Below are 13,657 nucleotides of genomic sequence, written 5' to 3'. Positions count from 1 at the left end.
GGCAACCCATTCATTATTAGTTTGCTTCATCTAGTTGTTCTAAAGCTTGCTCTGCGATATGCCAAGGTAGGCGCCTGCCGTTAGTTTGCATCTGCTTGTAAGCCAATCGTGCTTGTTCAGTGTTAATTTGCTGATGAACCACCAACTGACTTACTAGCCAAATGGTGCCTTTTACAATGGCGGCTTCTTTCTCTGCTACTTTTCTAAGCGCCATATCTCCCGTCAGCAAAGGGCACTTTTCCTGTTTGGCTAAAGCAAGAGCAAAGCAATCATTTCGACTCGCTTGGGTGTAGGTTCCAGTTAGCTGCATGGCATACATCATTGACGCTGAAGAAACTTCTTTTAGTGCTAACCCTAAACCGAGTAAGTGCGTATGCTCCTCTTCAAGCTCTTCAAAAACAGGATGTCTGGTGTTGCGAAGTCATACGGCAGTTGGAACATTACTTCAAGCAGGCCACCTTCTTCCATATCAATGAGGATATTGGCGTCACTAATTAGAAGCTGCTGCACCTTTAGCCTCCAGAGCTAACTGTGATTGAATCGGCACTTCCAACTTCCGTTCTTTATGAAAGCTAGAAACCGACATTCCCAGTAACTCTGCGGCTTTTGATTCCCCAATATACTCTTCACCTAGCGCACGATAAACGAGTTGCTTGTGTAGATAAGTCGACTCATGCGGGTAAGCTTTTCCAGGTTCTTCAGTTCGCCAACCATTTTTACTAAACAACATAAACAGATTTTTCTGTGTCGCTGGCGTAATTATTCCACATTGCCCAGCTCGAAACAGTGCTGCCAACATGCTAATGCCGTATTCGTGCTTAAGCATGAGTAATTCACGCGGTTCAATATGACGGCGTTTTTCACCCAAGTGTTCAATAAGTTTTTGAGTAGGTAAAAGGAAAGCGCCAGCAAAAGTATTACAGGCCTTCTCTTCGTCAAGGGCTTCAACTAAACGTCCATGCACCACTAAGTGTCCAAGTTCGTGGGCTAAGGTGAAACGCTGTCGGTCACCACTTTGAGCCGTGGAGATAACGACGACAGGCGTGCTGCCAATTTTCCCCGCCAACCCATCAAATTTTTTATCAGTTTCCACATCAGTGGTAATGATCATCACCCCTTTAGCTTCAAGTGTATCGATCATGTCGTGAATTGGGTTTAGACCAAGGTCCCAAGCGTGGCGCATTTGAATAGCTAAGTCTTCAACTTGTTCTATGCTAGTGATTTGTTCAGGAAGCTCATTTGGTAAAGTAAACTCAGGGATAGGTTTCACTGAGTCGGGATACAACTCTAAAAGCTCTTGCCAACGTTCAGCTTGTTCTAAAACATCGCCATTAATTCGGTCTAAAACTTTCTTTGGTGTACTAGCACGCTTGCGGTACTCTACGCCCTCTAGTTTCACCTTCGTTGGACGAAAGAAGTACTCAGTGCGCACATCGAGCGCTTTCGCGAGTTTTAGTAGGTTTGAAGAAGAAGGCATAGCCGTGCCATGTTCATACTTTTTAATGGCGTTAGCGGACAGTCCTACCTCGTTGGCTAATGCATTCATGGATAGCCCGGCAGCCTTACGGGCTCGTTCTAAGCGTTCTGCAAACATGGAATCCTCTCAAGCAATAGCTCGGTTTATAAAGTCATTAAAATTATGTTTAATATAAACCTTATAAATAAGATTTTCTATCTATTTTGCAGCGCAGGGTTCTCCATTTTGCTCATGCCTAACCTTACAACCTACCGATGTATATAGACTTATTACGGGTAACGTCAAAACTCTATATCTTCAGATATATTTAATGCATCTTCCATTTCTACCCCTAGATAGCGAATGGTACTATCCAACTTGACATGGCCTAGTAGTAGCTGCACGGCTCGTATGTTCTTTGTTCGAGCATAGATCAACGTTGCTTTTGTTCTTCGCATAGAGTGAGTTCCATACAGGTGAGAGTCATAGCCAAGTTGTGATGCCCAACGACGAATGATTGTTGAATAACAGCTATAACTCATTGGTCTGCCCGATTTTCGAGGACTTGGGAAAAGATAGTCTGAAATGGCTAATTGGCTGTGTATAAACCACTGGGTTAACGATTGTGCCGTGCGTGACGTGATTTCAAATTGTACCTCTCTACCCGTTTTACTTTGGCTATAAAGGACACGATTTTGGATAATACCACCTGACGAAATATCCCTTACTTTCATCCTGAGTAAATCACATGAGCGTAACTTGCAATCAATAGCGAGATTAAGTAACGCTAGCTCCATGATATTACCTTCGATTTCGAGTCTAGTGCGGATACGCCAGATATCCTCGAGCTTAAAGGGCTTTTTCTGCCCAGTTCGATGGCCTTTTTTCGTCCACATAACTGACCCCTAAATGACTTTAGAAATGTCCTTATTTATTTTAGCTTGAGATTGAGGTCAATGAGTTGAATAGATATGCAATTTAGGAAATTGTGACAGATTTGAAACTCAAAACTGTAGTGTATTTGGTCTAACTGATAATGGGGCAGCAATAGCTTTTTAGCAGAACGGGCAGCGAGAGGGTTGGTTAGGATTGGCATTGTTGCAACAGTGACCGTTGGCGGCATGGATGCCGCCGTCGAGCCTATAGGGATATATTTACGGCGAGTCACTGGGGAAACAATGACAATTCATGCTGCACTATTGACGACAAAGTTATCTTGCTTTGTGCATTAGCATTTTAGCTAAACGAACAGCGAAAGGGTAAGTGAGGATTGGCATTGGTGTACCAGTGACCGTTGGCGATATGGATGCCGCCGTCGAGCCTATATGGATACTTCTTATGAAATAAAAAGACGGCGAGTCACTGGGAAAACAATGACAATTCATGCAGCACAACTGACGATATAACTCACTAGCTTTGAGCCTTTGAGTATTTAGAGTTGAAATGGCGAAAATCTAAGATTTAACCGCCGTTTCCGTATGAACCTTTTATATTCAGAACGACTTTATTGCTCCCTACACTTTTGTGTCATCCCAAAATCACTTTGCAAAGAGCACTATTTAACCGCCGATAGCTCGATAAACGCTGCGGTATACATTTTTAGGTTCAGCATGAATTGCTTGTGGGTGATGAACTCTTTTTCGGTATGGCCTGTGTATTCCACGCCCAGCATCGCTTGGGCAAAACTTAAAGCAATGGGGAGTAATTTACTGTTCGTTGAGCCGCCAATTGCAATGGGTTTAGGGTCGACTAAGCCAAGAAAACGTGCCTGAGACGCGGTAATATCCTCGCCCAGTTTGCCATCATTTTTTGCTTAAAAGCCTGAAACAAAACATTTGTTACAAACTAAACACAAAATCGATGGAACCCCTAGTCCGATACATGTTAAACAGTCACATTAAGCTTAATTTAATGGTTTTAGCCGCACGTAGACTTCAATTTTTTCTTGAAATCCAAGGCCATCATCATGCAAACATCCATAACAATATCGACCTAACGGGGAACAAATAATGAAGGGACTAACCCTTAAAGCGCAAGCCCGCACGCTAAGTGCTATCGCTTTAGCCTTAACATTGGGCGCCTGTAGCACACAACAACCCGATGCCAGTGTTCAAGCAAGTGCGGCGCCAAATGCCGTGTCAGCGCAAATTATCAGCCAGAATGCGACTAATCCATTCTTTAAACCCTATGATACGTTTATGGAAATTCCGGCCTTCGATAAAATCAAGCCTGAGCATTTCCTCCCCGCATTTAAAGCAGGAATCGCTCAACAACACGAACAAATTCAAGAAATTGTTGATAATAAAGCCAAACCCACCTTCGCCAATACGATTGAAGCCATGGAGTTTTCTGGCGATCTAGTGACGCGCGTTTCTAACGTCTTCTTTAACCTGACGGGCGCGGATACGAATGAAGCATTGCAAGCACTCTCGAAAGAAGTGTCGCCTATGTTATCGTTCGCCGAAGACGATATTTTGCTTAATGACAAACTGTTTCAAAAAGTTAAAGCCGTCCACGACGCAAAAGACAACCTAAAGCTCAGCACAGCCCAAGCCAAATTGCTGGAAGATACCTATAAATCTTTCACCCGTGGCGGCGCGAACTTAAGCGAGCCAGATAAAACCAAACTGCGCGCGCTGAACGAAGAGATCGGCAAACTCAATTTAACCTTTGGTGACAATCTATTAGCCGAAACCAATGCCTTCGAATTAGTGGTTGATAGCAAAGCCGATCTCGCGGGTTTACCCGCAGATGTGATTGCAACTGCCTTTGAAACTGCCAAAAAACGTGGCCATGAAGGCAAGTGGGTATTTACCACGTCTCGCCCTTCTATTACGCCTTTTTTGACCTATGCCGATAATCGCAAGTTACGTGAAAAACTCTACAAAGGCTATATCGAGCGCGGTAACAACAATAACGCCAACGATAACAAGATTATCCTCGCTAAGATTGCTGCCCTGCGTGCTGAACGTGCTCAACTGATGGGCTATAAAACCCATGCGGATTTCGTGTTAGAAGAACGCACAGCTAAAACACCAGAAAACGTCTACGGTTTACTCAATAAAGTATGGCCAGCGGCATTGGCCCAAGCCAAAACCGAAGTGGCTGATATGCAAGCCATGATTGACGCTCAAGGTGGCAATTTTAAGCTGCAAGCGTGGGACTGGGATTACTACGCCGACAAGATCCGTGTCGCTAAGTACAGCTTTAACGAGCAACAAACCCGCCCGTATTTCTCCCTCGACAGTACATTAAAAGGCGTGTTCTACACGGCTAACCGTTTGTACGGTTTGACCTTTAAAGAACGCACCGACTTACCCAAATACAATGCCGAAGTCCGTACTTGGGAAGTTTACGATAAAGACGGCAAACTGATGGCCATCTTTATGGGTGACTATTTCACCCGTGACAGCAAACGTGGCGGCGCTTGGATGAACTCCTTCCGCAAGCAATACAATATGAATGGCGTTGATTCTAAACCTATTATTATCAACGTATTAAACTACCCTCGCCCAGCGGGCAATGAGCCAGCGTTGCTGACCTTCGATGAAGCCAGCACACTATTCCACGAATTTGGCCACGCACTACACGGCATGTTATCGAACGTCGAATATCGCTCACAGGGCGGCACCGCCGTACCTCGCGATTACGTTGAGTTCCCATCGCAAGTGAATGAAAACTGGATGACTCAGCCAGAAGTGTTAGCCCAATTTGCCAAGCACTACAAAACCGGCGAAGTGATCCCGCAAGAACTGGTGAAGAAAATCCAAGCAGCCAGCAAGTTCAACCAAGGTTTTTCTACCGTTGAATACATGGCGGCCACTAAACTCGATTTAGATTGGCACACACTGACCGACACTACGCCAAAGGATGCGGCCAAGTTTGAGGCGGACTCGTTAGCGGCAATGGGACTGATTGAAGAAATTAGCCCACGCTATCGCAGCACTTACTTCTCGCATATTTTCGCGGGCGGGTATTCCGCAGGTTATTACAGCTACCTCTGGTCGGATATTTTAGGCGCTGATGCTTTCGAAGCCTTTAAAGAAAACGGCATTTTCGACAAGGCCACTGCGGATTCCTTCCGTAACAATATCCTTTCGAAAGGCGGCAGCGATGATCCTATGCTGATGTATAAAAACTTCCGCGGTAAAGAAGCCGGTATAGAGCCGCTACTGCGTAGCCGCGGATTACTGGCCGAGTAACATAACATCATCCCTCTAAATTGAAGTTTGAAATATCACCAACAGGGAGCTAACACTCCCTGTTTTTATTTTACTGATACCAAATAGGGAAATGGCGAGAAAGGTCAAGATGACAGAGTGCAGCTTGGCAGGTAACATCTTGGGAAAAAGATGTTACGGAACTTACGCCTAAACTTTTTAAACGCGGATTAGTAACAGTGGTACGTTTCCGCTTCACATGTTAACCCACTTTAATTCACCGCTTAGGCGACATTAAATCTTCAATAGAGTTATATGATGAATATTGAGATGGTAGAAAAAGCAGATCATCTTAGTCTGCTCGATATTTGGGAAGCATCGGTAAGAGCAACCCATGACTTTTTAGCAGAAGAAGATCTACAACAATTAAAGCAGCTGATCCTCGAACAGTATTTTGATGCCGTTCACTTAAAGTGCGCTAAAAATGACAATGGAGAAATACTCGGATTCTGCGGGGTACATGATGGCAATATTGAAATGCTGTTCATCTCACCTGACGCGCGCGGAAAAGGTATTGGTTCCATGCTAGCGACACATGCCATTAATGAACTGGGAGCCACAAAGGTTGATGTTAATGAGCAGAATCAGCAAGCATTAGGTTTTTACCAGCATATTGGTTTTTCAGTAACGGGTCGCTCACCCGTTGATGGACAGGGTAAACCTTATCCGCTGTTGCATATGGCGTTATATTCCATTGAGGGATTGTAGATGTATCCTGATTCAATCGATGAGAATAGGATTGGAGAATATCCGGCGGAAACAAAATCAGGCGGCGGTTATTTCTATGATCAAGTACTAGAATATCGTGTTTGGTGCCGCCCTTGGCAAGGTGCTCCAGATGAATTTGATGGTGAAATCTACTATTACGCATTTCATACTTATAATGAGGCTCTTGAATTTTCGAATGAAACTGATGGGTCTGAAGCGCCTTTAGTACTTATTAAACAGCTTGAATGGATTGATGAACCAGAAGCAGGAAAATTCATTCATAAAAAGGGTGAGCGCCTAACTGAATGGAGGGTTGAGTGGTTATTAGAGAGTAAACGTACGGAGGACACTATTGCTAACTTTATAAGTGACAATCAAACATAACAATTTAATCAATAAAAAAATAGTTTAAGACTGTCTTTCGACAACATTCCAACAAACTATTTTGGAACTGTGATTAGGAGCGTTACCTGCAGATTTCCTTATCCTCTAAACCTCCTGTCTTGAAACAAAAAATGGTTAATAAATCCGCCCTGACATCAGTAAAAAAAGGCTTGCTAGGTTTCCCTAACAAGCCTTTATCTTTTTACAATTAATCAATTAATCGACTAAACCACGGCGCTTTAACAGTGCCTCTGTTGTCGGTTTTTTACCGGTAAAGTGAATATAATCTTGCATGAGATCTTCACTGTTACCTTTAGATAAGACTTCCTTACGGAATTTGTCACCATTATCGGCTTTTAAGCCACCTTGCTCACCCATATAGGCAAAGGCATCGGCGGCAAACACTTCGGTCCACAAATACGCGTAATAACCTGCGGAATAACCACCGGAGAAGGCATGGCTAAAGTAGCTCGATTTATAACGGGGTGGAATTGGCGCAAAATCAAGACCATGTTTAGCTAGCACTTGGTGCTCAAACTTCTCTACATCGCTAATTTGAGTATCGGCGCTGATAGAGTGCCATTCCATATCTAACAAGGCCGCTGACAGGTACTCAACGGTATCAAAACCTTGGCCAAACTTATTTGCCGCTAAAATTTTATCGAGCAGTGCCTTAGGAATTGGCTCACCCGTTTTGTAGTGTTTGGCATAGTTAGCAATCACAGCAGGGTCGATATTCCAATCTTCGTTGACCTGCGATGGGAACTCAACAAAGTCACGTGCGGTTGATGTGCCAGCCACGCTTGGGTATTTCACCTGCGAGAATAAACCGTGTATTGCATGGCCAAATTCATGGAACAGAGTGGTCACTTCATCGAAGGTCATTAGCGTTGGGCCATCGGCTGGCTTAGGAATATTAAGCGCGTTATAGACTACGGGCTTAGTGCCGAGCAGACCGCTTTGGGTGACGAACTCATCCATCCACGCGCCGCCGCCTTTGCCTTCACGGGCATACGGGTCTAGATAGAATAAGCCAATAGAACTGTTATCTTTATCAAAGACTTCAAAGGCTAAAACATCGGAATGCCACACGGGTAAATCGGTACGCGGTTTTAAGCTGATGCCATACAATTTATGCATAGCGAAAAACAGCCCGTCTTTCAGCACAGTATTAAACTCGAAATAAGGCTTGATACTGCTTTCATCGAGGGAGTATTTCTCTTTACGCACTTTATCGGCGTAGTAAGCCCAATCCCAAGGTTGCAGCTCAAAATCACCGCCCGCCTTTTTGATTTCAGCTTGAATATCAGCCGCTTCCAGTTTGGCGCGAGCTAAAGCTTTTGGCGCTAAATCATCGAGGATTTCATACACAGCGGCTGGTGTTTTCGCCATTTGATCGGCAACCGCATAGGATGCCCAAGTATCAAACCCCAGTAAATTGGCTTTTTTAGCCCGTATTTGCGCCATTTTGACAATCAATGGACCATTGATTGCGACGGCTCTGTGCGCCGAGGTTTCCCATACTTTTTGGCGCAGTTCACGGTTGCTCAGGCTAGAAAGCACAGGTTGACGTGTCGTGTTGACTAAAGTAATCAAATAGCCTTCTTTACCAGCAGCTTTAGCAGCCGCAGCTAAAGTAGCAATTTCGCTGTCGGATAAACCGGCTAACAGGGCTTTATCAGTCACAACAATCACATCATCTTTAAATGATTTTAAGCTGTTTTGTGAAAAGTCCGTCGCTAAGGTTGCAAGTTCAGCGTTAAAGTCGCGCATCTTAGCTTTATCTTCGGCCGACAATTTCGCGCCAGCGCGAACAAACTGCTCATAGTAGTATTCAACTAAACGCTGATCTTCCGCATTTAGGCTGCTCTTTTGCTGGTATACGGCTTCAACACGGGCAAATAAAGTCGGATCAAGATAAATATTATCTCGGTGGGCAGATAGCTTAGGTGCAAGATCCGCTTCGGTTTTCTGGAAATCATCATCAGAAATCAGACCTGCGAGATTAAAGAAGGTACGCGATACGCGCGTTAACAATTCACCCGAGGTTTCCATGGCGAGAATGGTATTGTCAAAACTAGCCGCTTGTTTGTTATTCACAATCGCAGCGATTTCTGCATCGTGAGCTTTAATGCCCTGCTCGAAGGCGGGAGCATAATCTACAGACTGAATAAGATTAAATTGCGGCGCTTGATCTTGCAGTGGACTCTTGCTCAGCAGCACATTAGTTGCTTGCGCTTTAGCGGCGGATTGAGTCGCAACGGCATTTTTGGCTTCATTGGTGCTTACAGCAGGCTTGTCTGAACAAGCGCCAAGTAACAATGCCGCAGCTACGGCTGTGGTAATAACGGACTTACGCATATTAACTCCCTTGGATGTTGCTGCCCTTTCGATTGTATTTTTAAGGTAAAAAGGTGCGCGCAAACGGATTTTGGCTTTCGGTTTACAACAGTCTGTTTTAACGAACTTGTGTAGCTTCGTACGTCAATTTCGATGAACTACCTTAACAAGTTACGCGCATTTCAGCCAAGTTTTACCCGCCCAGAGCACAGCTAATTTGTATCACTTTATGTGTATTACTCGTCTAAATAAGCCTATGCCAACGCTACGCTAAACCTAACTCGCCTCAATCAAGCCAAGAGACATGCGAGCATAAGTGATCAACATTGGCTAAAATTTGATGTAAAAGAATTATTTAAAACAATTCTACTGAAGTTTTACGTCAAATATCCCCGACATAGACAAGGGGCTGAGCGAATAAAATGCCATTCCAATAACAAATATTAATTCTTCTTAATAAACTGTTTACTGTAATTATTTAAACATTGGCGTAACAAATAAACAGGCTAAACGGCTCACTATTTAGGCAAGCAAACCTTGAGTCACAATTTGAAACAGCTTTTATCCGATTAATGTCACATTCAGATCATCAAATGTCTTTATAATTCCCGCTCGTTAACTTAGCAGCAAATTAACCTAACAGTTAAATTACGCTGAATTAACGGGATGATGGGCATGTTCTTTTACGGAACATGCATTGGGGTCAAATAAATATAAATAGAGATAACTATGTTAAATAAGAAAATACTCGCAGTGATGATCACTGCCGCCCTTGGTGTAAGCGCCTGTAATTCTGATGACGACAAAGTCGTTCAAGCCGATTTACGGGTACTCGAAACCACAGATCTGCACACAAATATCATGGATTTCAACTACTACAGTGGCAAAAATGACCCAACTATCGGTCTAGCCCGTACTGCAAGCTTAATCCACGCTGCACGCAACGAAGCCAAAAACAGCGTACTCGTCGACAACGGCGATCTACTACAAGGCAGCCCAATGGGCGATTACATGGCTAAAGTTGGCCTGCAAATGGGTGATATTCATCCAGCCTATAAAGCCATGAACCTATTAGATTATGAAGTCGGTAATATCGGTAACCATGAATTTAACTATGGTTTAGATTTCTTAAATAAATCCATTAGTGGTGCAGATTTCCCTTATATCAACTCAAACGTTTATTGCGCCGACGATAATGGTTGCTGGAATGAGGTTAAAAAAGGTGAGCATTTATTCACCCCTTATATCATCAAACAAAAAAACATCATCGACAGTGAAGGTAATAATCAAACCATTAACATTGGTTATATTGGTTTTGTGCCACCGCAAATTCTATTGTGGGATAAACAAAATCTGACGGGTAAAGTGACGGTCGAAGATATTATTGAAACCGCGAAAAAATATGTCCCCGAAATGAAAGCCAAAGGGGCCGATATCATTATCGCCATTCCTCACTCTGGCATTGGTTCAACGGAAAATCCTGGCGATCCTATGGCTGAAAATGCCACTTACGCTTTGACTTATGTTGATGGTATCAATGCGATTCTATTCGGCCACAGCCACTCTATCTTCCCTGATGCTAAGTATGCCGACTTACCCAATACCGACGTCACTAAAGGCCTACTGAACGGCGTCCCCGCAGTGATGCCAGGTCGTTGGGGTGATAACTTAGGGGTTGTTGACTTTAAACTTGAACGTAGAGATGGTAAATGGCATGTCCTTAGTGCGAAAACGCAAGCTCGCCCCATATATAATGGTGCAACTAAGGAAGAGTTAGTTAGCCAAGATCCCGCAATTAAAGATGCAGTCGCAGCCGAGCATCAAGGCACCCTCGCCTTTGTGGATGAACCTATCGGCGTTGCCGCAGCCGACATGTACAGCTTCCTTACCTTAGTGCAGGATGACCCTACGGTACAAATCGTTTCCGACGCACAAATCGCTAACGTGAAAACAAAATTACCTGCAGCATTAAAAGGGCTGCCAGTGCTGTCAGCCTCTGCACCTTTTAAAGCGGGCGGTCGCCACGGTACAACCAGTGATGCCGATCAATTTGTGCAAGTCGATAAAGGTCCACTGACCTTCAAAAACGCCGCCGATCTGTACCTGTATCCCAATACTATGGTGGCAGTCAAAGCAACGGGCGCCGAATTGAAAGATTGGCTTGAGTGCTCAGCGAACCAGTTCAATCAAATCGACCCAGCAAAAACCACCCCACAAGAGTTAATCAACTGGAATGGCCATCCAACCTACAACTTCGACGTACTGGATGGCTTAACCTATAAAATTGATGTGACCCAACCAAGCAAGTTTGACCGCGATTGCGCCGTCGTTAATGCCAACGCAAACCGTATCGTTGATTTAAGCTATAAAGACGAAAACGGCAAAGTCATCACAGGTGAAGAATTTGCCGCGAAAGAGTTTATCGTTACCTCAAATAACTACCGCGCCTTTGGGGGTAAGTTTGCTGGTACGGGTAGCGACCATGTGGTGCTTGAACTGCCCGATACTAACCGTGAAGCACTAGCTGCTTATATCACAGCGCAATCTCAGTACAACGAAACCACAGGCAAGTACGAAGGTATGGTCAATCCAAGTGCTGATTACAACTGGGATTTCAAAACCATCACTACCAACGTCACATTAGACATTCGCTTCGAAACCCAAGACAGTGACAAAGCCGCTGCCTTTATCGAAGCCAATAAACAACGTGAAATGAAGAAGATCGGTAAGGATGAACTGGGTTTCGCCGTTTATAGCATCAACCTAACCAAATAAGCGTTCAATCCCAAATATCATGCTCAAAAGGCTCCTCGTGAGCCTTTTTTATTCCCTACCGATTAAATTAACGCTAATCTGCGCGCTATAAACAGTGTGTCGCCATTTAGTTCATCATGCTCCACACTAAAGGTTAAACCTGCTTTGTGTCGCCAAATATCTGCCTTATTATTTAGCGACGTCCTCGCAACAACAGAGAAAGCTTATGAAATATCAATCAATCTTATGTGCCACAGCATTAGTGCTGGGGACTGTGCAGCCAGCAACGGCCGATGTTCATCTAAACCTACCTAAAAATGCTGAAGTGCTAACAGTCAATGGCAAGCCAGCCGTAAAGAGTGGCAACCTCGTTTTAGCCGATGGTATTAATCAGATTGCCTTTCGCTATGCCGCGCAATACCGGCAACAAGCTGACTCAGTGCATTATCTCTCCGACGTACTCATCGTCCGTTTTGATGCGTCAGCACAAACACTCACGCTGACACTTCCCGCCATCAACTCAGCCAGAGATGCAAAGAAATTTGATGAGTCACCTAAGCTGACACTATTAAATGCTCAAGATGAAGCCGTGGGTTTTACCAGCGATAAATTGATTAAGAATGGCATTCAACTGGGACGGGATTTCGAACACGAGATACTGCAGTACAACCTTAGTAATCATCCGGCTTCATTAAATCTCATTATGAATATCGCGCCAACACAACCAAGCGACGCTATTACACCAATATTGGCAAGCCAGCCGCAAATACGCCAAACATCAGCAGCCACATCCACGAGCTTGATCGCGCCAGCAGTTATGTCGTCCTCAGTCGCAGCGAACAATGATAAGGCTCAGCAAATCACTCCAGCGACGACACCTAGCCAAGCTGAAATCAGTCAAATGCTGGATTACTGGTACAAACAAGCTAACGACAATACCAAAGCCAGCTTCAAAGCTAAAATAAACAAAGAGTGACCCATAGAGCACGCAAGCGTTAAAAAGGGTATTTGTCCTCTAACCATCAACATTGCTTCAGCTATCTATTTCAAACCGCCAGCTTAGTGTCACTATGAACTGGCGGCTCTATTAGAGTTCATAAAATGAGAACTTAGTAAAACTTAAGCTCATTAAAAAAGCGCCCAGTAAACCATTTCCACTTCACAACTTAATGTTATTTCAAACAATGAAACGGTTTCAAAAACGCTAAAACATGTAAATTGCAGATGCAAAAAAGCCAACTTATTCAGCTGGCTTCGTTGCATCTCAATGAGATCATTAGGCGCTTGGCGATGACCTATTCTCACATGGGGGTGAAATCATAGCGCTATAAATACGGAGTATTTAGCATGATTGAACGCGAAGAAGCTTGTCTTCGTAGCTGGGGAGTCCGCTTAGCGGCGGGCGACTGCCATGGATGGTGGAAGTGTCAATATTGGAGGAACATTTATTGACCGACATCGAGATAAGTTTTTGCGAAGCGTATAAACAAAAAAGCCCTAGCGGTTTAGGCTAGGGCTTTTTTGTTTATTTGGATGCTTGGCGATGACCTACTCTCACATGGGGAGACCCCACACTACCATCGGCGCGTTTGCGTTTCACTTCTGAGTTCGGGATGGGATCAGGTGGTTCCACAAGGCTATTGTCACCAAGCAAATTCTGTTTATTACCGTGTCCATCTCTGGCTCACGTTAATAATAATTCGGAAAGCTGATTTGCTTTGTTTGAGTTCAAACTTTATCAAGTGTCGATATTCTGTCTAAGGCTTCTTTGTAAAACCCATCTTAAAACCCATCT

Annotated in this window: 9 protein-coding genes, 1 rRNA gene and 1 pseudogene; 5 read left to right on the top strand and 6 right to left on the bottom strand. The window is 44.1% G+C overall.

Features of this window, described 5'->3' with window-relative positions; all coding sequences use genetic code 11:
* Positions 1-16: 16 nt before the first annotated feature.
* From L5M28_RS08170 to L5M28_RS08155, 4 genes and pseudogenes are all read right to left on the bottom strand, one after another.
* A complete protein-coding gene (locus L5M28_RS08170; RefSeq protein WP_259214942.1) occupies positions 17-310 on the bottom strand; it encodes a hypothetical protein in 294 nt (97 codons plus the stop codon).
* Positions 311-490: 180 nt separating this feature from the next.
* The gene (locus L5M28_RS08165; protein WP_259214944.1) at positions 491-1,594 is read right to left on the bottom strand and encodes a helix-turn-helix domain-containing protein; all 1,104 of its coding nucleotides are present in this window, start codon (positions 1,592-1,594) and stop codon (positions 491-493) included.
* Between the two features lie 164 nt (positions 1,595-1,758).
* A complete protein-coding gene (locus L5M28_RS08160; protein WP_012588474.1) occupies positions 1,759-2,352 on the bottom strand; it encodes a tyrosine-type recombinase/integrase in 594 nt (197 codons plus the stop codon).
* 659 nt (positions 2,353-3,011) lie between these two features.
* Positions 3,012-3,224, bottom strand: a pseudogene (locus L5M28_RS08155) (hypothetical protein); the annotation flags it as partial.
* A 241-nt stretch (positions 3,225-3,465) separates the two neighbouring features.
* Here L5M28_RS08155 and L5M28_RS08150 point away from each other — a divergent pair.
* From L5M28_RS08150 to L5M28_RS08140, 3 genes are all read left to right on the top strand, one after another.
* Positions 3,466-5,658, top strand: a complete 2,193-nt coding sequence (locus L5M28_RS08150; RefSeq protein WP_263203013.1) for a M3 family metallopeptidase — start codon at positions 3,466-3,468, stop codon at positions 5,656-5,658.
* A gap of 276 nt (positions 5,659-5,934) precedes the next feature.
* The gene (locus L5M28_RS08145) at positions 5,935-6,384 is read left to right on the top strand and encodes an acetyltransferase (RefSeq protein ID WP_131525949.1); all 450 of its coding nucleotides are present in this window, start codon (positions 5,935-5,937) and stop codon (positions 6,382-6,384) included.
* Entirely contained in the window at positions 6,385-6,768 is a 384-nt protein-coding gene (locus L5M28_RS08140; protein ID WP_131525945.1) for a GCN5 family acetyltransferase, read from the top strand.
* Between the two features lie 216 nt (positions 6,769-6,984).
* Here the strand turns inward: L5M28_RS08140 and L5M28_RS08135 are convergent, their stop codons facing one another.
* Complete coding sequence (locus L5M28_RS08135; protein WP_263198612.1) at positions 6,985-9,129, bottom strand: M3 family metallopeptidase; 2,145 nt, start codon at positions 9,127-9,129, stop codon at positions 6,985-6,987.
* Between the two features lie 708 nt (positions 9,130-9,837).
* Between L5M28_RS08135 and L5M28_RS08130 the strand changes: the two genes are divergently transcribed.
* Together L5M28_RS08130 and L5M28_RS08125 are read left to right on the top strand one after the other, a co-directional pair.
* The gene (locus L5M28_RS08130) at positions 9,838-11,883 is read left to right on the top strand and encodes a bifunctional 2',3'-cyclic-nucleotide 2'-phosphodiesterase/3'-nucleotidase (RefSeq protein WP_263203012.1); all 2,046 of its coding nucleotides are present in this window, start codon (positions 9,838-9,840) and stop codon (positions 11,881-11,883) included.
* A 205-nt stretch (positions 11,884-12,088) separates the two neighbouring features.
* A complete protein-coding gene (locus L5M28_RS08125) occupies positions 12,089-12,838 on the top strand; it encodes a DUF2057 domain-containing protein (protein WP_263203010.1) in 750 nt (249 codons plus the stop codon).
* Between the two features lie 559 nt (positions 12,839-13,397).
* On the opposite strand, the gene rrf is transcribed toward L5M28_RS08125, so the two are convergent.
* Positions 13,398-13,513, bottom strand: a 5S ribosomal RNA gene (gene rrf / locus L5M28_RS08120).
* Between the last annotated feature and the right edge of the window lie 144 nt (positions 13,514-13,657).

It is taken from the genome of Shewanella sp. SW32 (assembly GCF_025653365.1).
In the GTDB taxonomy this organism is placed as follows: Bacteria; Pseudomonadota; Gammaproteobacteria; order Enterobacterales; family Shewanellaceae; genus Shewanella; species Shewanella oncorhynchi.
The sequence above is the reverse complement of the archived record's forward strand: the minus strand, read 5'-3'. Positions and strand labels throughout refer to the sequence as shown.

Coding starts and splice junctions, on each gene's coding strand:
- L5M28_RS08130 (WP_263203012.1), top strand. CDS start 9,838: ATGTTAAATAAGAAAATACTCGCAGTGATGATCACTGCCGCCCTTGGT.
- L5M28_RS08150 (WP_263203013.1), top strand. CDS start 3,466: ATGAAGGGACTAACCCTTAAAGCGCAAGCCCGCACGCTAAGTGCTATC.
- L5M28_RS08135 (WP_263198612.1), bottom strand. CDS start 9,129: ATGCGTAAGTCCGTTATTACCACAGCCGTAGCTGCGGCATTGTTACTT.
- L5M28_RS08125 (WP_263203010.1), top strand. CDS start 12,089: ATGAAATATCAATCAATCTTATGTGCCACAGCATTAGTGCTGGGGACT.
- L5M28_RS08160 (WP_012588474.1), bottom strand. CDS start 2,352: ATGTGGACGAAAAAAGGCCATCGAACTGGGCAGAAAAAGCCCTTTAAG.
- L5M28_RS08145 (WP_131525949.1), top strand. CDS start 5,935: ATGAATATTGAGATGGTAGAAAAAGCAGATCATCTTAGTCTGCTCGAT.
- L5M28_RS08140 (WP_131525945.1), top strand. CDS start 6,385: ATGTATCCTGATTCAATCGATGAGAATAGGATTGGAGAATATCCGGCG.
- L5M28_RS08165 (WP_259214944.1), bottom strand. CDS start 1,594: ATGTTTGCAGAACGCTTAGAACGAGCCCGTAAGGCTGCCGGGCTATCC.
- L5M28_RS08170 (WP_259214942.1), bottom strand. CDS start 310: ATGCAGCTAACTGGAACCTACACCCAAGCGAGTCGAAATGATTGCTTT.